This window comes from Leifsonia soli, assembly GCF_013408745.1.
Lineage (GTDB): Bacteria > Actinomycetota > Actinomycetes > Actinomycetales > Microbacteriaceae > Leifsonia > Leifsonia soli.
In genome coordinates, this window is the sequence record NZ_JACCBJ010000001.1 from 1,862,477 (window position 1) to 1,888,915 (window position 26,439).

General features: G+C 70.8%; 26 protein-coding genes. 10 read left to right on the top strand and 16 right to left on the bottom strand.

Annotated features, from left to right (window positions below):
- Positions 1-14 precede the first annotated feature (14 nt).
- The 4 genes from rlmB to BJ963_RS09045 form a co-directional block, all read right to left on the bottom strand.
- Entirely contained in the window at positions 15-1,031 is a 1,017-nt protein-coding gene (rlmB, locus tag BJ963_RS09030; protein WP_179456093.1) for a 23S rRNA (guanosine(2251)-2'-O)-methyltransferase RlmB, read from the bottom strand.
- On the bottom strand, positions 1,028-2,461 hold the full coding sequence (cysS, locus tag BJ963_RS09035) for a cysteine--tRNA ligase (protein WP_179456095.1): 1,434 nt from the start codon (positions 2,459-2,461) through the stop codon (positions 1,028-1,030). The genes rlmB and cysS overlap by 4 nt, the downstream gene beginning before the upstream one ends.
- Positions 2,462-2,549: 88 nt before the next feature.
- On the bottom strand, positions 2,550-3,707 hold the full coding sequence (gene ispD, locus BJ963_RS09040; protein WP_179456097.1) for a 2-C-methyl-D-erythritol 4-phosphate cytidylyltransferase: 1,158 nt from the start codon (positions 3,705-3,707) through the stop codon (positions 2,550-2,552).
- 89 nt (positions 3,708-3,796) lie between these two features.
- A complete protein-coding gene (locus BJ963_RS09045; RefSeq protein WP_018191799.1) occupies positions 3,797-4,279 on the bottom strand; it encodes a CarD family transcriptional regulator in 483 nt (160 codons plus the stop codon).
- Positions 4,280-4,418: 139 nt separating this feature from the next.
- On the opposite strand from BJ963_RS09045, the gene BJ963_RS09050 reads away from it, so the two are divergent.
- The gene (locus tag BJ963_RS09050) at positions 4,419-4,925 is read left to right on the top strand and encodes a hypothetical protein (RefSeq protein ID WP_089908946.1); all 507 of its coding nucleotides are present in this window, start codon (positions 4,419-4,421) and stop codon (positions 4,923-4,925) included.
- 73 nt (positions 4,926-4,998) lie between these two features.
- Here BJ963_RS09050 and BJ963_RS09055 read toward each other — a convergent pair whose 3' ends face one another.
- Complete coding sequence (locus BJ963_RS09055) at positions 4,999-5,682, bottom strand: response regulator (protein ID WP_179456099.1); 684 nt, start codon at positions 5,680-5,682, stop codon at positions 4,999-5,001.
- Positions 5,679-6,830, bottom strand: a complete 1,152-nt coding sequence (locus BJ963_RS09060) for a sensor histidine kinase (protein ID WP_179456101.1) — start codon at positions 6,828-6,830, stop codon at positions 5,679-5,681. The genes BJ963_RS09055 and BJ963_RS09060 overlap by 4 nt, the downstream gene beginning before the upstream one ends.
- 193 nt (positions 6,831-7,023) lie before the next feature.
- Here BJ963_RS09060 and phoU point away from each other — a divergent pair, with 193 nt between their 5' ends.
- Positions 7,024-7,680, top strand: coding sequence for a phosphate signaling complex protein PhoU (phoU, locus tag BJ963_RS09065; protein ID WP_089908937.1), 657 nt, complete (start codon positions 7,024-7,026; stop codon positions 7,678-7,680).
- A gap of 99 nt (positions 7,681-7,779) precedes the next feature.
- Here phoU and BJ963_RS09070 read toward each other — a convergent pair whose 3' ends face one another.
- Entirely contained in the window at positions 7,780-8,529 is a 750-nt protein-coding gene (locus BJ963_RS09070; protein WP_089908934.1) for a phosphoglyceromutase, read from the bottom strand.
- Positions 8,530-8,598: 69 nt separating this feature from the next.
- On the opposite strand from BJ963_RS09070, the gene BJ963_RS09075 reads away from it, so the two are divergent.
- The gene (locus BJ963_RS09075) at positions 8,599-9,420 is read left to right on the top strand and encodes a class I SAM-dependent methyltransferase (protein ID WP_089908931.1); all 822 of its coding nucleotides are present in this window, start codon (positions 8,599-8,601) and stop codon (positions 9,418-9,420) included.
- 46 nt (positions 9,421-9,466) lie between these two features.
- Here the strand turns inward: BJ963_RS09075 and BJ963_RS09080 are convergent, their stop codons facing one another.
- From BJ963_RS09080 to BJ963_RS09105, 6 genes are all read right to left on the bottom strand, one after another.
- Positions 9,467-11,524 (bottom strand): Fe(3+)-hydroxamate ABC transporter permease FhuB, encoded by a 2,058-nt coding sequence (locus BJ963_RS09080; protein WP_179456103.1) that lies wholly within the window; start codon positions 11,522-11,524, stop codon positions 9,467-9,469.
- Complete coding sequence (locus tag BJ963_RS09085; protein ID WP_218857049.1) at positions 11,521-12,498, bottom strand: ABC transporter substrate-binding protein; 978 nt, start codon at positions 12,496-12,498, stop codon at positions 11,521-11,523. The genes BJ963_RS09080 and BJ963_RS09085 overlap by 4 nt, the downstream gene beginning before the upstream one ends.
- The gene (locus BJ963_RS09090; protein WP_179456105.1) at positions 12,495-13,358 is read right to left on the bottom strand and encodes an ATP-binding cassette domain-containing protein; all 864 of its coding nucleotides are present in this window, start codon (positions 13,356-13,358) and stop codon (positions 12,495-12,497) included. The genes BJ963_RS09085 and BJ963_RS09090 overlap by 4 nt, the downstream gene beginning before the upstream one ends.
- Before the next feature lie 132 nt (positions 13,359-13,490).
- On the bottom strand, positions 13,491-14,624 hold the full coding sequence (ygfZ, locus tag BJ963_RS09095) for a CAF17-like 4Fe-4S cluster assembly/insertion protein YgfZ (protein ID WP_179456108.1): 1,134 nt from the start codon (positions 14,622-14,624) through the stop codon (positions 13,491-13,493).
- Between the two features lie 12 nt (positions 14,625-14,636).
- Positions 14,637-15,233, bottom strand: a complete 597-nt coding sequence (locus tag BJ963_RS09100; RefSeq protein WP_179456110.1) for a heme-binding beta-barrel domain-containing protein — start codon at positions 15,231-15,233, stop codon at positions 14,637-14,639.
- A gap of 136 nt (positions 15,234-15,369) precedes the next feature.
- Complete coding sequence (locus BJ963_RS09105; protein WP_179456112.1) at positions 15,370-15,723, bottom strand: hypothetical protein; 354 nt, start codon at positions 15,721-15,723, stop codon at positions 15,370-15,372.
- 105 nt (positions 15,724-15,828) lie between these two features.
- Here BJ963_RS09105 and BJ963_RS09110 point away from each other — a divergent pair, with 105 nt between their 5' ends.
- From BJ963_RS09110 to pstB, 7 genes are all read left to right on the top strand, one after another.
- Positions 15,829-16,581 (top strand): response regulator transcription factor, encoded by a 753-nt coding sequence (locus tag BJ963_RS09110; RefSeq protein WP_089908911.1) that lies wholly within the window; start codon positions 15,829-15,831, stop codon positions 16,579-16,581.
- A gap of 100 nt (positions 16,582-16,681) precedes the next feature.
- A complete protein-coding gene (locus BJ963_RS09115; protein WP_179456113.1) occupies positions 16,682-18,892 on the top strand; it encodes an RNA degradosome polyphosphate kinase in 2,211 nt (736 codons plus the stop codon).
- The gene (locus BJ963_RS09120; protein ID WP_089908905.1) at positions 18,889-19,833 is read left to right on the top strand and encodes an NUDIX hydrolase; all 945 of its coding nucleotides are present in this window, start codon (positions 18,889-18,891) and stop codon (positions 19,831-19,833) included. Before BJ963_RS09115 ends, BJ963_RS09120 begins: the two co-directional genes overlap by 4 nt.
- Before the next feature lie 185 nt (positions 19,834-20,018).
- Positions 20,019-21,113 (top strand): phosphate ABC transporter substrate-binding protein PstS, encoded by a 1,095-nt coding sequence (pstS, locus tag BJ963_RS09125; protein ID WP_179456115.1) that lies wholly within the window; start codon positions 20,019-20,021, stop codon positions 21,111-21,113.
- Positions 21,114-21,212: 99 nt separating this feature from the next.
- Positions 21,213-22,160, top strand: a complete 948-nt coding sequence (pstC, locus tag BJ963_RS09130; RefSeq protein ID WP_179456117.1) for a phosphate ABC transporter permease subunit PstC — start codon at positions 21,213-21,215, stop codon at positions 22,158-22,160.
- Positions 22,160-23,251 carry a phosphate ABC transporter permease PstA gene (gene pstA, locus BJ963_RS09135; RefSeq protein ID WP_179456119.1) on the top strand — a complete coding sequence of 364 codons (1,092 nt, stop codon included), beginning with the start codon at positions 22,160-22,162 and terminating at the stop codon, positions 23,249-23,251. The genes pstC and pstA overlap by 1 nt, the downstream gene beginning before the upstream one ends.
- 35 nt (positions 23,252-23,286) lie before the next feature.
- Positions 23,287-24,066, top strand: coding sequence for a phosphate ABC transporter ATP-binding protein PstB (gene pstB / locus BJ963_RS09140; protein ID WP_018191823.1), 780 nt, complete (start codon positions 23,287-23,289; stop codon positions 24,064-24,066).
- A 101-nt stretch (positions 24,067-24,167) separates the two neighbouring features.
- On the opposite strand, the gene BJ963_RS09145 is transcribed toward pstB, so the two are convergent.
- From BJ963_RS09145 to BJ963_RS09155, 3 genes are all read right to left on the bottom strand, one after another.
- Complete coding sequence (locus BJ963_RS09145) at positions 24,168-24,974, bottom strand: anti-sigma factor (protein ID WP_179456121.1); 807 nt, start codon at positions 24,972-24,974, stop codon at positions 24,168-24,170.
- Positions 24,971-25,531 carry an ECF RNA polymerase sigma factor SigK gene (gene sigK / locus BJ963_RS09150; protein ID WP_089908891.1) on the bottom strand — a complete coding sequence of 187 codons (561 nt, stop codon included), beginning with the start codon at positions 25,529-25,531 and terminating at the stop codon, positions 24,971-24,973. Before sigK ends, BJ963_RS09145 begins: the two co-directional genes overlap by 4 nt.
- 256 nt (positions 25,532-25,787) lie before the next feature.
- Complete coding sequence (locus BJ963_RS09155) at positions 25,788-26,417, bottom strand: DNA-directed RNA polymerase subunit beta (RefSeq protein WP_089908888.1); 630 nt, start codon at positions 26,415-26,417, stop codon at positions 25,788-25,790.
- Positions 26,418-26,439: the final 22 nt, after the last annotated feature.

Below are 26,439 nucleotides of genomic sequence, written 5' to 3' on the forward strand. Positions count from 1 at the left end.
GGGCCCGTCCCCGGCTACTTCGCCGCGCGCGCCTCGGCTCGCAGCTTGGCGATCTCGTAGAGCGTGACGCTCGCCGCGATTCCCGCGTTGAGCGACTCGGTCGCCGCGCTGATGGGGATCGAGACGACCGCGTCGCAGGTCTCGGTCACCAGGCGCGACAGTCCCTTGCCCTCGCTGCCGACGACGATCACCACCGGCCGGTCGGCGAACGACAGACCGGGAAGGCTGACGTCGCCGCCGCCGTCGAGGCCGAGCACGAAGACGCCGGCCTTCTTGAAGTCTTTGAGGGTCTGCGTCAGGTTGGGCGCCATCGCGACGGGCGTACGCGCCGCCGCGCCCGCCGACGTCTTCCACGCCGCCGCCGTCATGCCGACCGACCGGCGCTGCGGCACGATCACGCCCTGCCCGCCGAATGCCGCCGTCGACCGGATGATCGCACCCAGGTTGCGCGGGTCGGTGATGCCGTCGAGCGCGACGAACAGCGGGGTCTCGGATGAGCGCAGAGTCCGGTCGAGCAGCTCGCCGGGGTGGGCGTACTCGTAGGGCGGTACCTTCAGGGCGACGCCCTGGTGGACCGCGTCGCGCCCGGCGAGCCGATCGAGCTCGGGCCGCATCACCTCGAGGATCGGGATGCCCCGGCCTGTCGCGATCGACAGGATCTCCTTCATCCGGTCGTCGAACTCCACCCGGGCCGCGACGTACAGGGTCGAGGCCGGGATGTCGGCGCGCAGGGCCTCGAGCACCGAGTTGCGGCCGGTGACGATCTCGCTCTCGTCTCCGCTCTTGGCCCGGCGCGACGCGCCGGAGGCGCCGCGCGGCGCGGTGTCGCGCCCGCTCCGCGCGGCCTTCGCCGCCGCGCGCTCGCGCAGCGCCTTGGCCTTGCCGGCGGGGTGATAGTCGCGGTCCTCCGCCTTCGGCGTCGGGCCGCGGCCCTCCAGCGCCTTGCGGCCGTGGCCGCCGGTGCCGACCTGGGCGCCCTTCTTGCTCTTGCGCACCGCCCCGGCGCGGGGCTTTCCACCCGAGTTCTTCATGATCCGATGCTCCAATGCGACCCCGTCGGGGTGTCTTCGATGGTGATTCCTGCCGCCGCCAGCTCGTCGCGGATGCGATCGGCTGCGGCGAAGTCGCGTGCGGCCCGTGCCGCCTGCCGGTCGGCGAGAAGCCGCTCGATGAGCTCGCCGAGCGCCGACTCGGCGACCGACGAGCCGCCGGTGCGCCACTGCGGCGACAGCGGGTTGATGCCGAGCACCTCCGTCATCGCGAGGACATGCCCGCGCGCGGTGGCCGCCGCCTCCAAGTCTTCCGCATCGAGCGCCGCGTTGCCTGAACGCACGGTGTCGTGCAGCACGGCGAGCGCTTGCGGCACGGCGAGGTCGTCGTCCATCGCCTCCGCGAAGGCCTCCGGAACGATCTCGACGCCGTGCCCGGCGAACCGCGTGCCGGACAGCCGCCGCTCGACCCGCTCGAAGAAGCCGGCGATGCGGTCGAGCGCCGCCTCGGCCTCGCTCAGCGAGCCGTCGTGAAAGTCGATCGTCGATCGGTAGTGCGCCGACCCGAGGTAGTAGCGCACCACCAGCGGGCGGGCGGCGCCCAGCAGATCGGCCGCGTAGACCGAGTTGCCGAGCGACTTGCTCATCTTCTGACCGTTGACGTTCACGAGGCCGTTGTGTACCCAGTAGTTCGCGAACGCGTCCCCCGCTGCCGTGGACTGCGCGAGCTCGTTCTCGTGGTGCGGGAAGCGCAGGTCGAGGCCGCCGCCGTGGATGTCGAACTGCGGCCCCAGATAGCGGCGCGACATGGCCGAGCACTCGATGTGCCAGCCGGGACGGCCGTCGCCCCACGGCGACGGGAAGGCCGCCGACGGCGGCTCGTCCTCTTTGCGGCCCTTCCAGAGGGCGAAGTCGCGGGGGTCGCGCTTCGCTCGCGGATCGGCGTCGGCCGCCGCCTCCATGTTGTCGATGCTCTGCCGGGTGAGCTCGCCGTACGACGGCCAGCTCTTCACGTCGAAGTACACGTCGCCCGAGCCGTCGGCCGCCGCATAGGCGTGGCCGGCGTCGATCAGGCGCTGGATGAGCTCCTGCATCTGCGGGATGCTGGCGGTCGCCCGCGGCTCGTACGTGGGCGGCTGGACGCCGATAGCACGGTAGGAGTCCGTGAACTCCAGCTCGAAGCGGTAGGCGAGCGCCCACCACTCCTCGCTGCCGCCCTCGGCCTGCCCGGCCGCGGCGTTGACCAGGATCTTGTCGTCGATGTCGGTGACGTTGCGCACCAGGGTGACGTCGAGCCCGCGGTAGCTGAGCCACCGCCGGAGCTGGTCGTAGACGAGGGCCGATCGCAGGTGCCCGATGTGCGGCGACGACTGCACGGTGGGCCCGCACACGTACATACCGACCTCGCCGTCCCGCAACGGGACGAAGTCGCGCAGAGCGCCCGCCTTGGTGTCGTAGAGCCGAAGAGTCACGGCATAAGCCTACGGGCCGCACCGCGGCCGCCGCTCCGCCGTGACCGAGTTGGGGAAAACAGCGCCTCACCGCGGGCTGTGGACGGATTCAGCCCAGCAGCAGCGCCGTCGCCTGCGCGGTGACGCCCTCGCCGCGTCCGGCGAAGCCGAGGCCGTCGGTCGTGGTGGCCCCGACCGACACCGGCGCCCCGAGGATCGCGGACAGCCGGTCCTGCGCCTCCTGCCGCCGCGGAGCGAACTTCGGCCGGTTGCCGACCAGCTGCACCGCCACATTGCCGATCCGGAAGCCGGCTCCCTCCACCAGCCGCCGCGCCTCTGCGAGGAACACGTCGCCGTGGGCACCGGAGAACCGAGGATCGCCCGTCCCGAACACCCCGCCGATGTCGCCGAGACCGGCGGCGGACAGCAGCGCGTCCACGATCGCGTGGGCGACAGCGTCGCCGTCGCTATGACCCGCGAGTCCCGGCTCCCCCGGCCAGTGCAGCCCGGCGAGCCACAGCTCCGCCGTCGGGTCGAAGGCATGCGTGTCGCTCCCCGTTCCCACCCTCGGGGTCACCGAGCCCGCGAGCAGCTCCTCGGCCCGCCGGAGGTCCCACGGCGTCGTCACCTTGAAGGCGTGCGCGTCGCCCGGAACCACATCCACCCGGAAGCCGGCGGCGGCCACGAGGCCGGCGTCGTCCGTCTCGTCGCTCTCGGCGAGCGCGTACGCCGTGAGCAGCTGCTCGCGTGGGAAGCCCTGCGGCGTCTGCACCGCCGACAGCGCCGACCGGTCGACGGTCTCGTGGACCTGACCGTCGCCGCCGATGCGCTTCACGGTGTCGCTCACCGGCAGACCGGGGACGACCCCGTATCCGCGCTCGACCACCGCATCCACGACGGCGTCGAACAGCGCGGAGGGAGCGAGTGCCCGCGCCGCGTCGTGCACGAGGACGATGTCGGCGTCCGCATCCACCACGACCAGCCCTTCGGCGACCGACGCCTGCCGGGTCGCACCGCCAGCGACCACGGCGACCGTGCGGCCCATCACCGCCGCCGCAAGGACTCCGGCCTCCTCCACCCGGTCCGCCGGAGCGACCACAATCGGGTCGGCGACGTGCCGCATGCCGCGGACGGCATGGAGCGACCGCTCCAGCAGGGTGAGCCCACGCAACGGCACGAAGGCCTTGGGGAGTTCCGCGCCCAGGCGCGTGCCCGATCCTGCTGCGACGACGACGACCGCGACGCGCGGTCCGGGGATGCTGTCCACCCGTCGAGCGTACCCGGCGGCCCGCCCTCCGGACACGACGAAGGCCCCGCCGCACGGAGCGACGGGGCCTTCGAATTCGTCAGGAGCGCCTAGGAGGCCAGCACCTCGTCGAGCAGGCTGGACGCCTTCTCGTCGTCGGTCTTCTCGGCGAGCGCGAGCTCGGAGATCAGGATCTGGCGGGCCTTGGCGAGCATGCGCTTCTCGCCGGCGGAGAGGCCGCGGTCCTGATCGCGACGCCACAGGTCGCGGACGACCTCGGAGACCTTGATGACATCGCCGGAGGCGAGCTTCTCCAGGTTGGCCTTGTAGCGACGGGACCAGTTGGTCGGCTCCTCGGTGAACGGAGCGCGCAGCACCTCGAAGACGCGGTCGAGACCCTCGCGGCCGATGACGTCGCGCACACCGACCAGATCGACGTTCTCGGCGGGGACCTCGATGGTGAGGTCGCCCTGCGTCACGTTGAGCTTGAGGTACAGCTTCTCTTCACCCTTGATGATTCTCTTCTTGACTTCGGTGATCGTTGCGGCACCGTGGTGCGGATAGACGACGGTCTCGCCAACCTCGAAAAGCATAGATTTGTTGTCCCTTCAGCAATGAATAGGATACCACACGAGGCACATGCTAAGGTTCGCCCTCACGCCTCCCGACGGCCGGGAAGACCCCTCCTCATGGGATAGAGTTGCAGGGGAAAATCACCGGGAGGGTCATTCAGTGAAAGCTCGAGTCGCGGCGTCCGTCGCCCTCGCCCTGGCCGTCGCGTTCGGCACCGCGGGATGCGGTTTCATCGCCCCACAGGCCACCACCAAGCACTACGACGCGAGCGATGGCGTGAGCGGGAACGTCGGCTCGATCGACGTCCGCAACGCGATCATCGTCACCGACGCGAAGAACGGCACGGTCGGCAACCTCGTGGTGACCCTCGTGAACACGGACACCAAGAGCCACCGCGTCGCCATCAGCGCAGGAGACCAGAGCTCCAGCGCGGCGTACGTCACCGTCCAGCCCGGCCAGGTCAAGCAGCTCGGCCAGGACCCGGAGAACGGCGGCCCGAGCAACGTGCTGATCCCCGAGTTCACGACGAAGCCGGGCGCGCTCTTCCCCGTCTACTTCCAGTACGGCGACGAGACCGGCGTCAACCTCAAGGTGCCGGTGCTCGACGGCCAGCTGCCCGAGTACTCCAGCCTCGTGCCGCCGACGATTCTTCCGGCCGCGCGGTAACCACCGCCCGGCGTCCCGGACAGCAGAAGCCGCCCCGCGCATCGCGCAGGGCGGCTTCTCTCGTCGGTGGCCCTCAGGCGTTGAAGCGGTACCCCAGCCCGCGCACGGTCACCAGCATCCGCGGCTCCGAGGGGCTCTCCTCGATGCGCGACCGGATGCGCTTGATGTGCACGTCGAGCGTCTTGGTGTCGCCGAAGTAGTCGCTCCCCCACACCCGGTCGATCAGCTGGCCGCGCGTGAGCACGCGTCCGGCATTCCGGAGCAGCAGCTCCAGCAGCTCGAATTCCTTCAGCGGCATGGAGATCTCGGCGCCGTTGACGGCGACGGTGTGGCGGTCGACATCCATGCGCACGGTGCCGGCCTCCAGCACGCCGTCGTCCTGCTGCTGCTCCTCGTCGACCCGGCGACGGAGCACGGCACGGATGCGCGCGAGCAGCTCGCGCGACGAGTACGGCTTCGTGACGTAGTCGTCGGCGCCCAGCTCCAGCCCCACCACGATGTCCACCTCGGAGTCCTTGGCGGTCAGCATGATGATCGGGACGTTGGACCGGGTGCGGATCTCGCGGCACACCTCGGTGCCCGGGATGCCGGGGAGCATGAGGTCGAGCAGGATGAGGTCGGCGCCGTCGCGGTCGAACGCGGCCAGCGCGGAGGGGCCGTCCTCCGCGATCTCCACCTCGTAGCCCTCCCGCTTCAGCAGGTACGCGAGCGGCTCGCTGAGCGAGGCCTCGTCCTCGACGAGCAGGATGGATGTCACTGGTTGTCTCCTATCGGGGGTCGGACACTGGATGCCTCGGGCAGCCGGATCGTGAACGTGGAGCCGCGGCCCGGCTGCGACCAGACGCGCACTTCGCCGCCGTGATTCTGGACGGCGTGCTTGACGATCGAGAGGCCGAGGCCGGTGCCGCCGGTGTTGCGCGACCGCGCCTGGTCGACGCGGAAGAAGCGCTCGAAGACGCGGTCGAGGTCCTCCTCGGGGATTCCCTCTCCCTGGTCGGTCACCGCGATCTCGACCACCCCTCCCGTGCTGCGCACGCCGATCCCGATGCGGGAGTCGTCCGGCGAGTACTGGATCGCGTTCGAGATCAGGTTGTGGACGGCCGTGACGAGCAGGTTCTCGTTGCCGATGACCTGGGCCTCCTTGTCGCCGCGCATGGCGATCTCGATGTTGCGGGTCTCGGCGGCCACGCGGTTCTGGTCGATGGCGGCTTTGACGACCTTGCTGGCGGACAGCTCGGTCGCATTGCCGAGCGCGTCCGTCGCCTGCAGCCGGCTCAGCTCGATGATGTCCTGGGTGATGCGGGCGAGCCGCTGCGCCTCCTCCGAGAGCCGCATGGCGAACCGGCGCACCTGCTCGGGGTCGTCGGATGCCCCGTCGAGCGCCTCGGCGAGCAGGCTGACGGCTCCGATGGGCGTCTTGAGCTCGTGGCTGATGTTGGCCACGAAGTCCCGGCGCACCGCATCCAGCCGGTACGACTCCGTGCGGTCCTCGGCGAGGAGCAGGATGTAGCGCGAGCCGAGGCGGGCGACCCGGACGCTCAGGTGGATGCCGGCGTCGCCGAACGGTCCGCGCGAGAGCTCGCACTCCTCGGTGAGCGACTCGCCGCTCCGTCTGACCCGGTCGACGAGGTCGACGAGGTGCGGATGCACGAGCGCGCCGTTCCAGACCAGGCCGATGGCGTGGGCGCCGGGCGACGCCTTGATAACGTTGTTGGACGGGTCGAGCACGACTCCGGCCGACTCGAGCGCGTCCAGCACCTGGTCGACGCCGTCGGGCACCGCCGGGTTCACCACCTCGGCGGCGTGGTGACCGCGTCGGGCTGCGATGTGCAGGATCCACACGAAACCGGCGCCGACGGCGAGCCCCAGGCCCAGCGACAGCAGCACCAACCAGGTGGAGTCCATGGCCCCAAGCGTAGGTGATGCCGATGCACGCGCATGGACGGATACCGCCACCGGCCGCGTGTTTTCGCGGGTACGTTAGACAGTGTTCAGCCGCGCGGCACCGTTTGTTAACCTGCCGCGGCGAACATGCAATACGGGGTCAGAAGGCCCCGACATCCCGCGTGCCCGCGCACGCCAGGAAGGACCACACCCCATGCGCGAAGTCTTCCAGCAGGAGCTGGCGGAAGTTCAGGACCGCCTCGTCGAGATCGCCGAGCTGGTCGTCCGCTCCATCCAGAATGCGACGGCTGCGTTCAACGAATCCGATGTGACGCTCGCCGAGGACGTCATCGCGAACGACCACCGCATCGACGAGCTGACGGTTCTGCTCGACGAGCTCTCCATCCAGATCCTCGCCCGGCAGCAGCCGGTCGCGCGCGACCTCCGCATCGTCGTGAGCGCGCTGCGGATCAGCGCCTCGCTCGAGCGGATGGGCGACATGGCCGAGCACATCGCGCAGCTCGCGCGGTACCGGTTCCCGGACAAGGTGGTTCCGAAGAGCCTGCGCTCGACGTTCGCCGAGATGGGCCGCCTCGACGTGCAGATCGCGCAGAAGCTGGCCGAGCTGCTCCGCTCGCAGGACATCCGGCTCGCCGACGAGATCCGCAATGACGACGACGACATCGACGAGCTGCACATCAGCGTGTTCGACAAGGTGCTCGGTGAGACGTGGAAGGGACAGGCGGTCGACACGGTCGACGCGACCCTCGCCTCCCGCTACCACGAGCGCTTCGCGGACCACGCGGTCTCGATCGCGAAGAAGGTGCAGTACCTCGCCACTGGCGACTGGGCTCCCGAGCTCGCCTCCTGACCTCACCACCTCGGCGACCCCCGTCGAGTACGCAAAAACTGCACGTCGACACGGCATGTCGCGTGCAGTTTTTGCGTACTCGACGGAGGGTGTGCGGGACTACTTCTTGCCCTGCGCGGCGACCGCGGCGGCACCGGCGGCGGCGGCCTCCGGGTCGAGGTAGTACGACGGCTCGAGCGGAGTGAAGTCCTCGCCGAGCTTGTAGACCAGCGGGATACCGGTCGGGATGTTCAGGCCGGCGATGTCCTCGTCGGAGATGCCGTCGAGGTGCTTCACCAGGGCGCGCAGCGAGTTGCCGTGGGCGGTGACGAGCACCGTCTTGCCGTCGGCGAGATCACGCGTGATGTCGGACTCCCAGTACGGCAGCATGCGGGCGATGACGTCCTTCAGGCATTCCGTCCGCGGGAGGTCGTCGCCGAGGCCGGCGTAGCGCGGGTCGCCGACCTGCGAGAACTCGCTGTCGTCCGGCAGGGGCGGCGGCGGAACGTCGAACGAGCGGCGCCACAGCTGGAACTGCTCCGGGCCGTACTTCTCCAGCGTCTCCGCCTTGTCGAGGCCCTGCAGCGCGCCGTAGTGGCGCTCGTTGAGGCGCCAGGAGCGCTGAACCGGGATCCAGAGGCGGTCGGCGACATCCAGCGCGTAGTTCGCGGTCTGGATCGCCCGCGTCAGCACGGACGTGTGCAGCACGTCCGGCGTGAGCCCGGAGTCGCGGAGCAGTTCGCCCGCCCGCTTCGCCTCGGCGACGCCGGTCTCGCTGAGACGCACGTCGACCCAGCCGGTGAACAGGTTCTTCTCGTTCCACTCGCTGCTGCCGTGGCGCAGGAGGATCAGGGTGTAGGGAGCGGCCATGCCCCCAATCTATCGCGTCGCGGATGGCCGCGAGCGCCGCGGGGACCGGTCCGCTGGCAGGATGGAAGCATGGCTTCCGGTGCGGTCGGCACGGTCACCCGCGGCACGACCAACACGAACCGGCTGCGCCGGGTCGACCGCTGGATCGCCGCGCAGCCGGCGCTGCGCCGCACCGCGGACCCGGTGGTCGTCGACCTCGGCTACGGTGCGAGCGGGGTCACCGCCCTGGAGCTTCAGCAGCGGCTGGCCCGGGTGCGCCAGGACGTCGAGGTGGTCGGGCTGGAGATCGAGCCAGGCCGGGTGCGGACGGCGAACGAGCAGCTGGCGGCGGTGCGCGACGGCCGCACGGGCTTCGCGACCGACGCGCGCATCCGGTTCGCCCTCGGCGGGTTCGAGGTTCCGCTGCCCGCCGGGCGGAAGGCCGCCGTGATCCGGGCGTTCAATGTGCTGCGGCAGTACCGCGAGGCGGATGTCGCCGGGGCCTGGGATCGGATGCGCGAGCGCCTGCAGCCGGCCGGCATTCTGGTCGAGGGCACGTGCGACGAGATCGGACGCATCTCGAGCTGGGTGGAGCTCGGCCCGGAGGGCGCCCGCACGCTGACCGTGTCGCTGCGGCTGCGCGATCTCGACGCCCCGTCGATCGTCGCAGAGCGGCTGCCGAAGGCGCTCATCCACCGCAATGTGCCGGGCGAGCGCGTGCACGACTACCTGGCGGAGCTCGACCGGCTGTGGCGCATCCACTCGCCGCTCGCCGCCTACGGCCCGAGTCAGCGCTGGATCGCGGTCGCCCAGGGGATGCGCGACGCCGGCTGGCCGGTGACCGGCGGCCGCTCGCGCTGGCGGCTGGGCGAGCTGACCGTGGCGTGGGATGCGGTGGCGCCGAACCCCTGAGCCCGCAGCGGCCGCGACCGGCCGGCACCTCCCCGCACCGGCTCGCTCACGCCTCCGCCCGGGACCTCCACAGCAGCCACAGGAAGTACGGCGCGCCGATCACGGCCGTGACGAGCCCGACCGGGATCTGGGCGGGGGCGATCAGCGTCCGCCCGACCGTGTCGGCCACGCTGACGAGGATCGCTCCGAGCAGCGCGGCGACGGGGAGCACGCGGGTGTGCCGCTGCCCCACCAGCGACCGGGCCGCATGCGGCGCGACCAGGCCGACGAAGGCGATGACGCCGACGGCCGCCACCGCCGCGGCGGTCAGCGCGACCGCGATGGCGAGCAGAGCGAGCCGTGTCCGGCCGAGCCGCACGCCGAGCACACGCGGGGTGTCCGGGTCGAGGCCGACGATGTCGAGTTCGCGGGTGGCCGCGGCGAGCAGGGGAACGGCGACGAGGAGCACCACCAGCACCGGGAGGACCTGCGGGAACGTGCGCCCGTAGGTCGAGCCGGAAAGCCAGACCAGCGCCTTCGCGCCGTTGAACGGATCGGTCAGCACGATGAACAGGCTGGTCAGGGCCGTCGCCCCGGAGGAGACCCCGATGCCGATCAGGATGAGGCGGTTCTGCTCCAGCCCCCGGCGCGCGGCGAGGCCGAACACCAGCAGGGCCGCCGCGGCAGCACCGGCGAAGGCGGCCCCGCCGACGAGCCAGAAGCTCGCCAGCGGCACAGCCGTGATGACGGCGATCGCCCCGACCCCCGCTCCCCCGACGACGCCGAGGATGGCGGGCTCGGCGAGCGGGTTGCGCGAGACGGCCTGCACGATCGTGCCGGCGAGCGCCAGCGCGGCGCCGGCCAGCAGCGCGGCGGCGACCCGTGGGAGGCGCGTGTCGAGCACGAACGACACCACCCGTCCGGCGCGGCCGGTGATGCCGTTCCACACGTCGCCGAGCAGGAGGCGCGCATCCCCCAGCAGGACGGCGGCGATCACGGCGGCGACGAGGGCCAGACAGCAGACGACGAGCGTGATGACGAAGGCTTGTCTGCTGCGCAGCCGCACGGCGGCGTTCGTGGCGGTGTTCGAGGACGAATCCCGCGATCGGTAGGCGAGGAAGACGAGCACTCCCGCTCCGAAGACGGTGGTCACGATCCCTGTGGGCACCGCGACCCCGGCCTGCCCGCCGAACACCGCGCGGAGCAGCACGTCGGCGATGAGGACGACGAGCATCCCCGCCACCGCCGAGGCCGGAAGGAACGCCCGATGGCGCGCCAGCCCGGGCACGCGGGGGGCGAGCAGCCGCACGATCGCGGGCGCGCACAGCCCGACGAACGCGACAGGGCCCGCGATGGTCACCGCCACCGCCGAGAGCAGGACGGCCAGGACGACGACGGCGGCCCGGGTTGTGCGCGGGTTCACCCCGACCGAGACCGCGCCGTCGTCCCCGAGCGCGAGGATGTCGAGCCGGCGACCGAGCACCAGCAGCCCGGCGAAGGCGACGACGGCGAGCGGAAGGAGCTGCACGACGCCCTCCATCCCGGTCTGGACGAGCGACCCGTTGCCCCAGGCGAAGAGGCCGGTCGTCTCCTGCGCGTAGAAGAGCAGCAGCATCCCGCTGACCCCGCTCAGGGCGAGCGTCAGCGCGGAGCCGGCCAGCACCAGCCGCACGGGCCCGGCCCCTCCGCGCGACAGCCCGAGGACGACGACAGCCGCGATCAGACCGCCGCAGAAGGCGACCGCCCCGGCCGGCAGCACGGGCAGGGAGACGCCGAACGCGGCGACGGCCACGACGGCCAGGTAGGCGCCGGCGTTCACCGCCAGGGTGTCCGGCGCGGCCAGTGGATTCCGCGAGACCGACTGCAGGGCGGCTCCCGCCGCGCCCAGGACGGCGCCGACGACGAGGCCGGCGACCAGCCGCGGCATCCGGGAGGCGGCGAGCACCGCGTCGGCCTGCCCGGAGCCCGCACCCGTCAGGGCGCGCCACAGGACGTCGGGCCCGAGCACTGCCGTGCCCTGCGAGAGGTGGATGAGCGAGAGCGCCACCACCGCGACCGCGGCCGCGCAGGCGAGCAGCGCGAGCCGCCCGCCGGCCCGGCGGCGGACGGCGACGGCCCCGCTCACGTCGTGAGGGCGTCGACCAGGGCCGCGACGTACTGCGTCATCGACGCGGGGCCTCCGAACATCCAGATGCCGTCGGGCAGCCGGTGCACCTGCCCTGACTTCACGAACGGGAGCGACGTCCACACGGCGTTGTCCGTGAGGGCGCCCAGGAACGGGTCGCTGCCGTCGACGTCGTTCGCGATGTAGGTGAACTGCACGTCGCCGAGCGAGGTCAGGCCTTCGACGTCGGTCGCGGCGAGGCCGTACGCCTCGTCGCCCTTGAGGGTCCACGGATTGGTCAGGCCGAGCTTCTCGTTGACGTCGGAGATCAGCGAGCCGGCCGCGTACGGCCGGACCGAGACACTGTTGCCCTGGACCCATCCATCGGCGAAGGCGACCTTCGCGCCGGCGAGTCCGGCGTCGGCGAGCTTCTGCTTGCCGTCGGCGAGGGCGGTGTCGAACGACGCCAGCTCCGTCTTCGCGCGAGCCTCCGTCCCGGTCGCCTCGGCGATCAGGTCGACGTTGTCGGTCAGCTGCTCCAGCTGCCGGGAGGCGTCCGCGGAGCGGACGACCAGGACCGGCGCCACACGCTCCAGCTGGTCGATGGCCGAGTCGGAGAGGTCGGTGGTCGCCACCACCAGGTCCGGCTTCAGCGCGGCGACCGTGTCGACGCTCGGCTCGCCGCGCGTCCCGATGTCCTTCACGCCCTTCGGCAGCTTCTCCGCGGTGTCCCAGGCGCTGTAGCCCTTGACATCCGCGGCCCCCACCGGCTCGACGCCGAGCGTGAGCAGCATCTCCACCACGTTCCACTCGGTGCCGACGACCTTCTTGGCGGGCCCGTCGAGGCGGACCTTCTCGCCGCGGGCGTCGGTGATCGTCAGGGCGGCGCCGCTGTTCGTCTCGCCGCTGGCGGCTTCGGTCGTGCCGCAGCCGCTCAGCGCGATCACGGCGGCGACCGCCAGGGCGGCCACGGGCAGGTGACGTCGGATGTTCATCGGGTCCTTTCGGTTCGGAGGTGGTGGGCGCCGACGGCCCGCGTTCGCGGGGCGCCGGAGATCGGATCGGTCTCGACCTCGATACGGATGCCGTAGACGTCGGTGAGGAGAGCGGGGTCGTACACCTCGGCGGCGGAGCCGGCGGCGACGACGCGGCCCTCGCGGAGGAGCACGACGCGGTCGGAGACGGCCGCCGCCTGGTCGAGATCGTGCAGCACGAGACCGACCGTGACGCCGTGGAGGTCGGCCAGCTCGCGGACCAGGTCGAGGATCTCCACCTGGTAGCGCAGGTCGAGGTACGTCGTCGGCTCGTCCAGCAGCAGAACATCCGTCTCCTGGGCGAGGCAGCAGGCGAGCCACACGCGCTGCAGCTGGCCGCCGGAGAGCGACTCGACGCCGCGGTCGGCGAACGGCGCGACGCCGGTGAGCTCGAGCGCCCGATCCACGGCGGCGCGGCCGTCGGGGTCGGTGGAGCGGAAGCGCCGGCGGTACGGGTGGCGTCCGAATCCGACGACCTCGCGGACGCTGAGGCCGGCAGGCGTCGGACGGCTCTGGGCGAGCAGGGTGACGCGGCGGGCGAACTCCGGGCGGGAGAGGGCGATGGCGTCGATCATGGCGTCCGCCTCGTCGGTGTCGCCGGTGACGCCGGCGGCGGCCTGGGCCGGCAGCAGCACCGACCCGCTGCGCGCATCCTTCAACCGGGCGATGGCGCGCAGCAGCGTCGACTTGCCGCTGCCGTTCGGTCCGATGAGGGCGGTCACGCGTCCCCGCGGGAGCAGGAGGTCGGCGCCGTGGACGACGTCGACACCGTCGTAGGCGATGGTCACGTCGGAGGCGAGGAGGCCGGCGGTCGCAGTCACGAAGGTTAGGTTAGCTTAACCTAACTCGGTCGCCAAGCGACCGCGGAGGACAGCGCTCTCCAGCGGCCCAGCGGCCCAGCGAGACGGCGGGACGGCGAGACGACGGGACGAAAGCGCCAGGGACGCTGGGCTCTAGGAGCGCGGCGTCCGCGTGACGGCGCCCAGGCGCGGGATGCGCGGCACCTGCGCGGCCGAGCCGGCCTCCGGCGGCACCACGATCTCCTGTCCGGCCGCGACCTGCACGCCGTCCGCCGCAACGGTCAGCGTCGCGTCGGGGTCGGTCGAACGCTTCACCACGGCGAGGGCGATCGGCCCGAGCTCGTAGTGCACCGCCGACGACGTCACGGCGCCGACCTCGCGGTCTCCGGCGGAGACGACGGCTCCGGATTCGGGGAGCACGCCCTCCGATCCGTCCAGGTGCAGCATGACCAGCCGGCGCGGCGGGTGGCCGAGGTTGTGCACCTTCGCCACGGTCTCCTGGCCGCGATAGCAGCCCTTGCTCAGGTGCACGGCCGTGCGCAGCCAGTCAAGCTCGTGCGGGATGGTGCGCTCGTCGACCTCGGTCGAGAACCGCGGGCGCCACGCGGCGATCCGCAGGGCGTCGGCCGCCAGCGTCCCTGCGGCGGAGAGCTCGCCCGAGCGGACCCGGGCGACGAGAGAGGGCAGCGCGTCGCGCGGGACGAGACGCTCGCTCCACGACCATCCCGCTCCGGGATGCTCGCCGTGGGCGTACTGGTGGCCGCCCGGGGTCACCGCGCGCCAGGGATCGTGCCACACCAGCGGGACGCCGTTCGGCGCGGCGAGCGGCAGCGGAGGGTCGCCGAGGGTGCCGATCGTAGCGAGCTCCGCGGTGCGGTCGGCGAGCTCGACGCGCAGCATGAACCGCATCGAGTCGAGCCAGCCGAGAAGGCCCTCCGCCTCCGGACGGTCGACGAGCAGCCAGAGCGTCTCGCCGTCGTCGGCCAGGCGGACGGCGTGCTCGACGCGACCCGTCACATCCAGCAGCAGGGTCTCCGACGACTCCCCCGGCCGCAGCCCGGTGAGCGCCTGGCTCGTGAGGGAGTTCAGCCAGCTGAGCCGGTCGGGGCCCTGGATGGTCAGCACCGCGCGGTCGGACAGGTCGACGATCGCGCCGCGTTCGGCCAGCGCGCGCTGCTCGGAGAGCGGGCTGCCGTAGTGCGCGGGAACGCCCGTGCCGTCGGTGTCGACCGCGCCGGGCAGGTCGAGGAAGGGCGAGCGCTGTTCGGGCTCCGGGTGGTCGGACATCGGCGGCGCCTCTCAGTCGACCTTGGCGAGCCGGGCGGAGGCGTGCGTGCGCAGCTCCTGGCCCAGGGCGGCGATGTCCCACGCCCACAGCAGGTGGCCGTCCACCAGACCGTAGAGGCGGGTGGCCGCCGTGTACTCCTTCGCCCCGGCCGTGCGCAGCACTGCGTCGGTCGCCAGGTCGATGCGCGGGCCGGCCACCTGCCCGACGTAGAGCTCGCTCACGCCGTCGGGATGGATGATCGACACGTCGATGTCGAAGGCGCCGTGCGAGTTACGCAGCGCTTCGACGGACTGCGCGGTGCCGAACGGACGGGCGCCGACGCCGGGCAGCATCGCCGGACCGGCGTCGCCCTCGATGAGCTTGCGGCGCAGCCGCCAGTAGCCGGTCTCGGCCGCGAGCGGCGTGTTCTCCTCGTCGAGCACCCACGAGGTCGCCGAGTAGTTGAGGTAGCCCAGCCCGTCGTGGCTGAAGCTGACGCGCTGGCCGAACTCCAGCTGCGTGTGCTCCTCGCCGGCGGCGTAGTCGAGCACGCCCGTGCCCTCCCAGACGCCGATCAGCCAGGAGAGGGGGACCAGCTCGGCGGGGAGATCGGTGGGGATCTCGATCATGACGTCGGCCTCAGGCTCAGCGCTGACCGCGGAACAGGTTGTAGACCACGAGGCCCGAGACGCCGAGGATGGCGAGAGTGGCCAGGCCCAGAAGGCCGATGAAGAAGAGTTCGAGAGCGACCAGCATGGTGCCAGTCTACCCAGCACCCGCCGACACCAGGGCCAGGATGCCGCCGAAGAGTCCGAGGATCGCGAAGCTGCCGGCGAAGGTCACCGCGAGGCGGTCGATGAAGCCGTCCTTCTGCTGCGTCGCCAGCTGCGCGACGAACCCCAGCAGCACCGAGACGCCGAGCGCGAGCGACAGCCACGAGGCGTACTCCGACGGATGCGCGACCGTGCCGATGAGGATGCCGAGCACCAGGGAGACCACCCAGACCGACCCGATGCTCGTCAGCGTCGCCCACCGCGGCAGCGGCGGCTGCACGGGGCCGGCCGCGGCAGCCGGACCCATCGCGTGCATCGGAGGGGTGTCCGGGGTCTCGTCGCTCACGCTCCCATTCTGCCCCGGCGCGGGGCCCCAGCGGCTGCCGGACGGGGCGGGCGGCTGTTTCCGGTAGCATTACGGCACGGTTTCCCGGCGGGTGAGGAGGAATGTGTGGCGCAGCTTCTGATCCTGACCTCTGCGCCGAGCACCACCGCGCCCCGCACTCCAGGGGCGACCTCCTCGGTCGGCGACGCCGCCGGTCCGGGTGCCGAGGTGCTGCCGTCGCTCGCGCTGCTCAGCCACCGGGTGCGCCAGATCCCGGCAGAGCCCGCCTCGCTCGTCAACGCCCCGAGCTGCGACCTCATCTTCGTGGATGCGCGGCGCGACCTGGCGAGCGCGAAGTCGCTCTGCAAGATCCTGACGACGACCGGGGTCACCGTCCCGCTGGTCCTCGTGCTCACCGAGGGCGGCCTCACGGCGGTCAGCGCCGACTGGGGCGTCAGCGACGTCGTTCTCGACTCCGCGGGCCCGGCCGAGCTGGATGCGCGCATCCGTCTCGCGATCGGCCGCCAGACGCAGGAGCACTCGCAGTCGAAGATCCAGGCCTCCGGCATCACGATCGACGAGGCCAGCTACTCGGCGAAGGCCCACGGCCGCCAGCTCGACCTCACCTTCAAGGAGTTCGAGCTGCTCCGCTTCTTCGCGACGCACCCGTCGCGCGTCTTCACGCGCGAGCAGCTGCTCAGCGAGGTGTGGGGGTACGACTACTTCGGCGGCACCAGGACGGTCGACGTGCACGTGCGACGCCTGCGGGCCAAGCTGGGCGACCTGGAGTCGCTGATCGGCACCGTACGCAACGTCGGGTACCGGTTCAACGTGTACGAGGAGGAGAACGACCGCCTCCCCACCTCCGTCCGCCCCTGACCTCCGCGACCCCGCGCAGCCCTTCTCTCCACAGCCAGCGTTTATCCACCGTTTACGCAGGCCCGTCACGAGGGCTCCCTCACGGTGCCATGATGGGGGGATGGACGAGCGGACGACTCTGGAGAACGGCCTTCTCGACACGGGGCTGGGCGGGAGCCTGGGCAGCGACTTCGACGACGACTTCGCCCCCTTCATCTACGAGCCCGACCCGACCCTGCCGGACGACCGCTACCTCGACCGCGAGCTGAGCTGGCTCGCGTTCAACCAGCGCGTGCTGGAGCTGGCGGAGGACCCGCTGCTCCCCGTGCTCGAGCGCGCCAACTTCCTCGCCATCTTCGCGAGCAACCTCGACGAGTTCTTCATGGTCCGCGTCGCCGGCCTGAAGCGCCGCATCGCCACCGGCCTCGCGGTGCCCACCAATGTCGGGCGCGCGCCGCAGGACGTGCTCGCCGACATCTCCGAGAAGGCGCACGAGCTGCAGCTCCGCCACGCACGGGCCTACCACGACCTGGTCCTCCCTGCGCTGCGCGATGCGGGCATCACCGTCGTCACCTACGACCAGCTCGACGACGCCGACAAGGTGCAGCTCCGCGAGATCTTCTCGCAGCAGATCTTCCCTGTGCTGATGCCGCTGGCCGTGGACCCGGCGCATCCGTTCCCCTACATCTCCGGGCTCTCGCTCAACCTCGCCGTGCGTGTGCGCAACTCGCGTACCGGCAAGGAGCAGTTCGCCCGCCTCAAGGTGCCGCAGATGCTGCCGCGGTTCGTCCGCATCGACCAGCGAGAGACCGTCGGCCAGGTGCGCTTCATCACCCTCGAGGAGCTCATCGCCAACCACCTCGGCGACCTCTTCCCCGGCATGGAGATCCTCGACCACCACGTCTTCCGCGTCACACGCAACGAAGACGTCGAGATCGACGAGGACGAGACGGAGAACCTCATCCAGGCCCTGGAGCGCGAGCTGCTGCGCCGCCGCTTCGGTCCGCCGATCCGCCTCGAGGTCACCGACGACGTCGACCCGGTCACCCTCGGCCTGCTGGTGCGCGAGCTCGACGTGACCGATCAGGAGGTCTACCGCCTCCCGGCCCCGCTCGACCTCGGCGGCCTCTTCGACCTCGCGAAGATCGACCGGCCCGACCTGCACTACCCGAACCACGTCCCGACCACGCCGGCGCAACTCATGCCGAGCGAGCCGAACGCCAAGCCCGACATCTTCGCGGCGATCACCCGGCAGGACGTCCTCGTCCACCACCCCTACGAGTCGTTCGCGACCAGCGTGCAGGCTTTCCTGGAGCAGTCGGCGGCCGACCCGCACGTCCTGGCCATCAAGCAGACGCTGTACCGCACGTCCGGCGACAGCCCCATCGTCGAGGCCCTGATCGACGCGGCGGAAGCCGGCAAGCAAGTGCTCGCCCTCGTCGAGATCAAGGCGCGCTTCGACGAGCAGAACAACATCTCCTGGGCGCGGAAGCTCGAGAAGGCCGGCGTCCACGTGGTCTACGGCCTGGTCGGGCTCAAGACGCACTGCAAGCTCGCCCTCGTCATCCGCGAGGAGAAGGGCGTGCTCAAGAGCTACAGCCACATCGGGACGGGCAACTACAACCCGAAGACCTCCCGCATCTACGAAGACCTGGGGCTCTTCACCGACGACGACCAGGTCGGCAAAGACCTGACGCGCCTGTTCAACGAGCTCTCCGGCTACGCGATCGAGAAGAAGTTCAAGCGGCTCCTCGTCGCACCCCTGCACCTGCGCAAGGGCCTGCTGAAGCGGATCGACACCGAGCGGGCCAACGCCGAGGCGGGGCGGCCGTCCGGCATCCGCATCAAGCTCAACTCGATCGTCGACGAGGCCATCATCGACGCGCTCTACCGCGCCAGCCAGGCCGGCGTCCCTGTCGACCTCTGGGTGCGCGGCATCTGCGGGGTCGTTCCGGGGCGCGAGGGGCTGTCGGAGAACATCCGGGTGCGCTCGGTGCTCGGCCGGTACCTGGAGCACTCGCGCATCTTCTCGTTCGTCAACGGCGGCGACCCGCAGGTGTACATCGGCAGCGCCGACATGATGCACCGCAACCTCGACCGCCGGGTCGAGGCGCTCGTGCGCCTCACCGAGCCGGAGCACCTGCGGGAGCTCGGCGACCTCTTCGACCTCGCATTCGACGAGCGGACCGCAACGTGGAAGCTCGACGAGGACGGCGTGTGGACGCGCCACCACCTCGACGAGAACGGCAAGCCCCTGGTCGACCTGCAGAACAAGCTCATCCAGCAGTACAGCCACCGCCCGCGCAGCACCCGTACGGGAACGAGGCGGTGAGCCCGGCCATCTACGCCGCGGGCGCCCTCTGCTGGCGCGTCGTGGACGATCGGATCGTCGTGCTCGTCGTGCACCGCACCAAGTACGGCGATGTCACCATCCCCAAGGGCAAGGTCGACCCCGGCGAGACGCTTCCGCAGACGGCGGTCCGCGAGATCGAGGAGGAGACGGGCCTGAAGATCGGGCTGGGCGTGCCGCTCGGCGTCTCGACCTATCCCCTCAGTAGCGGCCGCGAGAAGATCGTGCACTATTGGGCGGCCGAAGTCGGCGAGAAGGCCATCCTGCGCTCCACCTTCGTTCCGAACAGCGAGATCGCGGCCATCGAATGGGTCACGATCAAGAAGGCGCGCGGCTACCTGACCTACGAGCGCGATGTCGAGATCCTCGACGCGTTCGACGCGCTCGTCCACCAGGGCATCACCTCCACGTTCGCGCTGATCGCCCTGCGCCACGGTAAAGCGGCGCCCCGCGACCGCTGGGACGGCTCGGACGCATCGCGCCCGCTCACCGAGCGCGGCGTCAAGCAGGCCGCTGCCGACGTTGCGACGCTCCAGACCTGGCGCCCGAAGCGGATCGTGACCAGCGACGCCGTCCGATGCGTGACCACCGTCGCCCCGCTCGCGGCCGCGACCGGCATCAAGCCGCAGCGCGACCACGGCATCAGCCAGGAGGCCTACGAAGAGGGCCGCGGGGAGGTGCGGGGTGTCGTCGGAAAGCGCGTCCGCTCCCGCAAGACCGCCGTGCTGTGCAGCCACGGCCCGGTCCTGCCCGAGATCATGCGCGAGATCGCGCTGGCGACCGGCACGATGCCCGGCGCCTACCTCGACGATGCGGCCGATCTCGACACCGGCGGCTTCTCGATCGTGCACCTGTCGGCGACGAACCCCGCGTCGGGCATCGTGTCGATCGAAACCTACGCACCGGTCGAGACCGCACCGTGACACGGAGCGGGTGCGCCGGGTTCACCGGCTGACCCGCGGATTCACAGGAGCACGAGGACAAGAGGACGCCCGGCGTTAACCTCCCGTTTACCACCGCGGGGGACTCTGGACAGACACCGGGAATAGCGTCTCACGCGGGTCGCACCGACCCCGTCCTGTTGTTACTGATCCCCGAAGGGACAACTGTGAAACTCAAGCGCATCGGCGCTCCCGTGGCACTTCTCGCCGCAGCCGCCATCTCTCTCACCGCCTGTGCGGCGAACGAGGGCAGCACGCCGTCCACCACGACGGCCAAGGCCTCGAACCTGTCCGGCACGCTGAACGGCATCGGCTCGTCCGCCCAGGGCGCGGCGCAGACGGTGTGGGCCGCCGGCTTCCAGCAGGCCAACCCCAAGGCCACCGTCAACTACGACCCGCAGGGCTCCGGCGCCGGCCGCAAGAGCTTCATCTCGGGCGCCGCCGACTTCGCCGGCTCCGACGCCGCCCTCAAGACGGAAGAGCTCGCCTCCACGTTCGCCGGCTGCGCCGCGAACAGCAAGGGCATCGACCTCCCCGTCTACATCTCCCCGATCGCCATCGCGTACAACGTCGACGGCGTGAAGGACCTCAAGCTCGACGCCGCGACCATCGCCGGCATCTTCTCGGGCAAGATCACCACGTGGGACGACGCCAAGATCAAGGACCAGAACTCGGGCGCTTCGCTCCCGTCGGCTCCGATCACGGTCGTGCACCGCTCCGACGACTCGGGCACCACCCAGAACTTCACCGAGTACCTCGCCGCGAACGCCCCCGACGTCTGGACGGCCCCGGCCGCCCAGACCTTCCCGTTCCAGGTCGGTGACGCGGCCAAGGGCACCTCGGGTGTCGCGGACGCCACCAAGAACGCGAAGAACTCCATCACGTACATCGACGAGTCGGGCTCGGCGGGCCTCAGCATCGCCCAGCTCAAGGTCGGCAGCAACTACGAGAAGATCAGCGCCGACGGTGCTGCCGCCGTGGTCGCCGCCTCCCCCATCGCCGACGGCCGCGAGGCCAACGACCTGGCCATCCAGATCGACCGCAAGGACACCAAGAAGGGCGCCTGGCCGCTCGTCCTGGTCTCCTACGTGATCGCGTGCCAGGAGTACAAGGACGCCGCCAAGGCCGACCTGGTCAAGGGTTACGTCGACTACATCATCTCGAGCGACGCCCAGAAGGCCGCCGCGGAGCAGGCCGGTTCGGCCCCGCTCTCGAGCGACCTGGCCGACAAGGTCTCCAAGGCCGTCGCCAGCATCAAGTAACACAACGCCGCTCGGCCTGGGCTGCCACGCAGCCCGGGCCGAGCGGTGCTCCCGTCCTCAGCCGCCCCCCACGGCACACCCGATGAGAGAAAGCAACGAATGACCGCCGGAACCGTAGGAGCCATCAGGCCGAAGGCGAAGGTCCGCCTCGGCGACCGGGTCTTCTCGACCAGCACCATCGTGGCCGGATCGCTGATCCTCGCCACCCTCGCCGCCGTTGCGATCTTCCTGGTCGTGCAGAGCATCCCTGCTCTGTTCGCCCACGCCGGCCAGCTGCCCAACAACGCGACGAACTTCTGGTCGTGGGTGTGGCCGCTCGTCTTCGGCACCATCTGGGCGGCTCTGATCGCGCTGCTGATCGCGACCCCGCTGTCCATCGGCATCGCGCTGTTCATCTCGCACTACGCTCCGCGCCGCGTCGCATCGGTGCTCGGCTACATCATCGACCTCCTCGCCGCTGTCCCCTCCGTCGTCTTCGGCCTCTGGGGCATCGCGACGCTGTCATCGTTCGTCCAGCCCTTCTACGTCTGGCTGGGCGACAACCTCGGCTGGATCCCGTTCTTCGCGCCGCCGGTCTCCGGCACCGGCCGCACCATCCTCACCGCCGGCCTCGTGCTCGCCGTCATGGTCATCCCGATCATGACCGCGATCTGCCGCGAGATCTTCCTGCAGACCCCGCGCCTCCACGAGGAGGCCGCGCTGGCCCTCGGCGCGACGCGCTGGGAGATGGTCAGGATGGCCGTCCTCCCCTTCGCCCGCAGCGGCATCATCTCCGCCATCATGCTCGGCCTGGGCCGCGCGCTCGGCGAGACGCTGGCCATCGCGATGGTGCTCTCCCCCGCCCTGATCGTGAAGTTCGCGGTGCTGCAGGCGCAGAGCCCGAACACGATCGCCGCGAACATCGCCCTGCAGTTCCCCGAGGCGACCGGCCTCGGCGTGAACGCGCTCATCGCCTCCGGCCTCGTGCTGTTCGTGGTGACCCTGCTCATCAACATGCTCGCCCGCTACATCGTCAACCGCCGCAAGGCCTTCTCTGGAGCGAACTGATGGCCACCACCACCGCCACCGCCCCACGCCCGCTCGTGAACTCGTACACCGCGGGCAAGCTGCCGCGCTGGGCGCCGTGGACGATGCTCGTCGTCTCCTGGGTCGTCTTCGGGGCGATCTTCGCCATGCTGGCCGCGAGCGGCGCGACCAAGGACTTCAACATCGTCGGCGCGATCTTCTTCGGGACCGTGCTGTTCGACGTCGCGATCTACACGACCTCGCTGCTGGTCGAGGGGTCCCGCAAGGCCGTGGACCGGCTGGTCACCTCGCTGGTCGCCACCGCGTTCATCGTCGCCCTCCTCCCGCTGATCTCCCTCGGCTGGACGGTCGTCTCGCAGGGCCTCGCCCGCTTCGACATCGCCTTCTTCTCGGAGTCGATGCGCAACGTCATCGGCGACGGGGGCGGCGCGCTGCACGCGATCGTCGGAACGCTCGAGATCACCCTCATGGCAGCGGTCATCTCCGTGCCGATCGGCCTGCTCACCTCCATCTATCTGGTGGAGTACGGCCGCGGCACTCTCGCGCGCGGCATCACCTTCTTCGTGGACGTGATGACCGGCATCCCCTCGATCGTCGCCGGCCTGTTCGCGTACGCCCTGTTCGCGCTGTTCTTCGGCCCCGGCATCCGCAATGGCTTCATGGGTGCCGTCGCGCTGTCCGTGCTGATGATCCCGGTCGTCGTCCGCTCCAGCGAGGAGATCCTCCGGATCGTGCCGAACGAGCTGCGTGAGGCATCGCTCGCCCTCGGCGTCCCCAAGTGGCTGACCGTGCTCAAGGTGGTGCTGCCGACCTCGCTCGCCGGCCTCGTCACCGGCGTCATGCTCGCCATCGCCCGCGTCATCGGCGAGACGGCGCCGCTGCTCATCGTCGCCGGCTTCACCACGAGCATGAACTACGACCTCTTCAGCGACCGGATGATGACCCTCCCGGTCTTCGTGTACACCCAGTACACGCAGGCCGCGGGCCTCCACGCGCAGGCGCAGATCGACCGCGCCTGGACGGGCGCACTCGCGCTCATCATCATCGTGATGCTGCTCAACCTGGCCGGCCGCATCATCGCGAAGGCCTTCGCCCCCAAGTACGGCCGCTGAACCCGCACCCCTCCACCCGACAGCCAAGGAATCAAGTGTCCAAGCGCATCGAAGTCAACGACCTCAACGTCTACTACGGCAAGTTCCGCGCCGTCGAGGGCGTCTCGCTCACCATCGAGCCCCGCTCCGTGACGGCCTTCATCGGCCCGTCGGGATGCGGCAAGTCGACGTTCCTCCGCACCCTGAACCGCATGCACGAGGTTATCCCCGGCGCGTACGTCGAGGGCGAGGTGCTCATCGACGGCAACAACCTGTACGGCCCGGGCGTCGACCCCGTTCTCGTGCGCCGCCAGGTGGGCATGGTGTTCCAGCGCCCGAACCCGTTCCCGACCATGAGCATCCGCGACAACGTTCTCGCCGGAGTGAAGCTCAACAACCGCCGGATGTCGAAGAGCGAGGCCGACGACCTCGTGGAGAGCTCGCTGCAGGGCGCCAACCTGTGGAACGAGGTCAAGGACCGCCTGAACCTCCCCGGGTCCGGCCTCTCCGGCGGCCAGCAGCAGCGTCTCTGCATCGCCCGCGCGATCGCCGTCTCCCCCGACGTGCTGCTGATGGACGAGCCGTGCTCGGCCCTCGACCCGATCTCGACGCTCGCGATCGAGGACCTCATCGAGGAGCTGAAGAACGACTACACGATCGTCATCGTGACCCACAACATGCAGCAGGCCTCGCGCGTCTCCGACCGCACCGCGTTCTTCAACATCGCGGGCACCGGCAAGCCGGGCAAGCTCATCGAGTACAACGACACGAACCAGATCTTCTCCAACCCGACCGTGCAGGCCACCGAGGACTACGTCTCCGGCCGCTTCGGGTGATCCGGGAGCGACCGGATGGTCGCAGCGCCGACGAGAAACGCCGCCGATCCGTGCGATCGGCGGCGTTCGTCGTCTCGTGGCCCGAGCCTGTCGGGGACGGGTCAGGACGCGATCGCGACGATGGGCGGCGTGGTCGGCTTGTCCGACCCGCCGCTCGGTTCGACCGTGACGCCGACCGCGTCGCCCGCCGCCATCTCGCCGGTGAGCACCCGCCAGGTCGATCCGGACTCGGCCGGGGTCATCGTCCCGGCCGGGATGGCCTTGCCGTCGCGCAGGTACCAGAGCTCGTAGGTCTTGTCGCCGGGAAGGGCCGGGAGGTCGTTGGCGACGAGCGCGGAACGACCCAGCTCGCCCGACCACACCAGGGTCGCCGTGCCGCCGCCCTCGACCCGCGCGGTCGCCCGCTGGACGTCGGGGGCCGCGTTGATCTCGGCCAGAGCGGATGCCTGCTGCGACTGGTAGGAGTTGCCGCCCGAGAGCGTCGAGCCGACGACGGCACCGCCGACGAACAGCACGATCGCCGCGGCAGCGGCGCCGAGGAGCAGGCCGGGGCGCTGGAACCAGCGGCGCTGCGCAGCGCGCTCTGCACGGCCCTGCGCCGGCTCGGGTGCAGCGGTGGGCGCGGGTGCAGCGGTGGATGCGGAGGTCGCGTCGGATGCAGTAGTCGCGTCGGCGGCCGGAGGAGCGTCCGGTGCTGCGTCCGGCCGGGCGGCATCCTGAGCAGGCAGCTGCGGGGTGCTCTGCAGCTGCGCGAACAGCGCCGCCTTGAGCTCGGGGCGCGGCTGCACCGGCTCTGCGGAGAGCGCGAGCTCGGCGGCGACCTCCTCGAAGGTACGGGCCTCCTGCTCGTCGTCCGCCCCCAGGCGGTAGCCGAGACGCCCGGTGTCGGGGTCGTCCTCGCGGGTCATGTCGTCACCCCCAGTTCCTCTCGCAGCCGTATCATCGCATCGCGCAGCCGAGTCTTCGCTGTGCCGAGCGGGATTCCGAGTTCGGCTGCGACCTCGGACTGGCTGAGTCCTCCGTAATAGGCGAGGGTGACGGCGCGCCGCTGCGGCTCGCTGAGTTTCGCCATGGCCACCTCCACCCTCTCGTGCTCGACCCGGACCTCCACCGTCTCGGCCACCTGGTCGTAAGCGGTCGGGAGATCGCGGATGCCCACGGCCGTGTCCCGGTCGCGCGATGCCTGCGATGCCCGGATCCGGTCGACTGCGCGCCGGTGGGCCATGGTCATGATCCACGTCTGCGCTCGACCCTTATTCGGATCGAACCGCGGAGCGGATTGCCAGGCCTCGAGGAAGACCTCCTGGGCGACCTCCTCCGACTGCGCTGCGTCGATGAGGAGGCGGCGGATCAGCCCGAGGACGCGCGCGGCGGTCAGGTCGTAGAAGCGCGAGAACGCCTCCTGGTCGCCGGTCGCGGTGCGGACGAGGAGGTCGTCGAGGTCGACCGCAGGGGCGTCGTCCACGTCGTCTCCGCTCTCATCCGGTCCGCCGGGGTTCGACCCGCCGATGTTCGAGCGGGCCTCTCCCGACAGGAGAGTGCCGGGCCGCAGAACGCCTCTCGGCGCGAGGCCGCTCGAAGCGGCTAGTTTTGGAGCCCGGGGTTACTGCGGCCCGGCGACATCCAGTGTACAGGAGCGTCCGCGCGCCCTCTCGGCGTGGCGTTCGCAGCGGGAGAACGCGGATGCCGGATCGGGGGTTGACCGCGTCGCCGCCGTGGCTTCAGTCGAGCGAGTCCGACCGCCACAGCCGCGCGCACGCCGTCAGCTCCTCCGCGGTGCGGGTGAACCGCAGTGCGCGCGTCGTCAGCTCGCTCGCCCGCTCGGGGTCGAGCACGTCACGGTCGTCGGCGACGGAGGCGGCGCCGGCCGCCGCGACCCGGCAGAACGCCGCCGCCCGGTCGAGCGCGACGGCGAAGTCGCCCTCGAACAGGCCGCGGAGGATGCGGTCGGCCAGCTCCGTGATCTCGGCCGGTCCCGTCGGGTCCGGCGCGCCCGCGACGACGGCGTCGATGGACCCGAGCACCTCGGTGCCGCGCTGGAACAGGTACGCAGTGCCCTCCGCATCCTGCCGGATGAGCAGCCGGATCAGGTAGATGCGCCACAGGGCGCCTGGCAGGCTCTTGGCGTTCGACCGCGACCACAGCTCGGCGAGCGCGTCGATGCCGTGCGCGTCGGTGAACGCGACCAGCCGGTCGACGACCTCCGGGTCCGGGTTCTCGCGCACGCGGGCGAGGAGCGCACGCGCGGTCTCGTGGGCGACCCTGCTGATCTGCGCGGGATCCTCCCCGCCCATGAAGGCCTCGAACATCCCACTCGTGAACAGCGCAGGCTTGTGGAACCGGTCAGACATCCCCCTATTCTGCCCCTGCCAC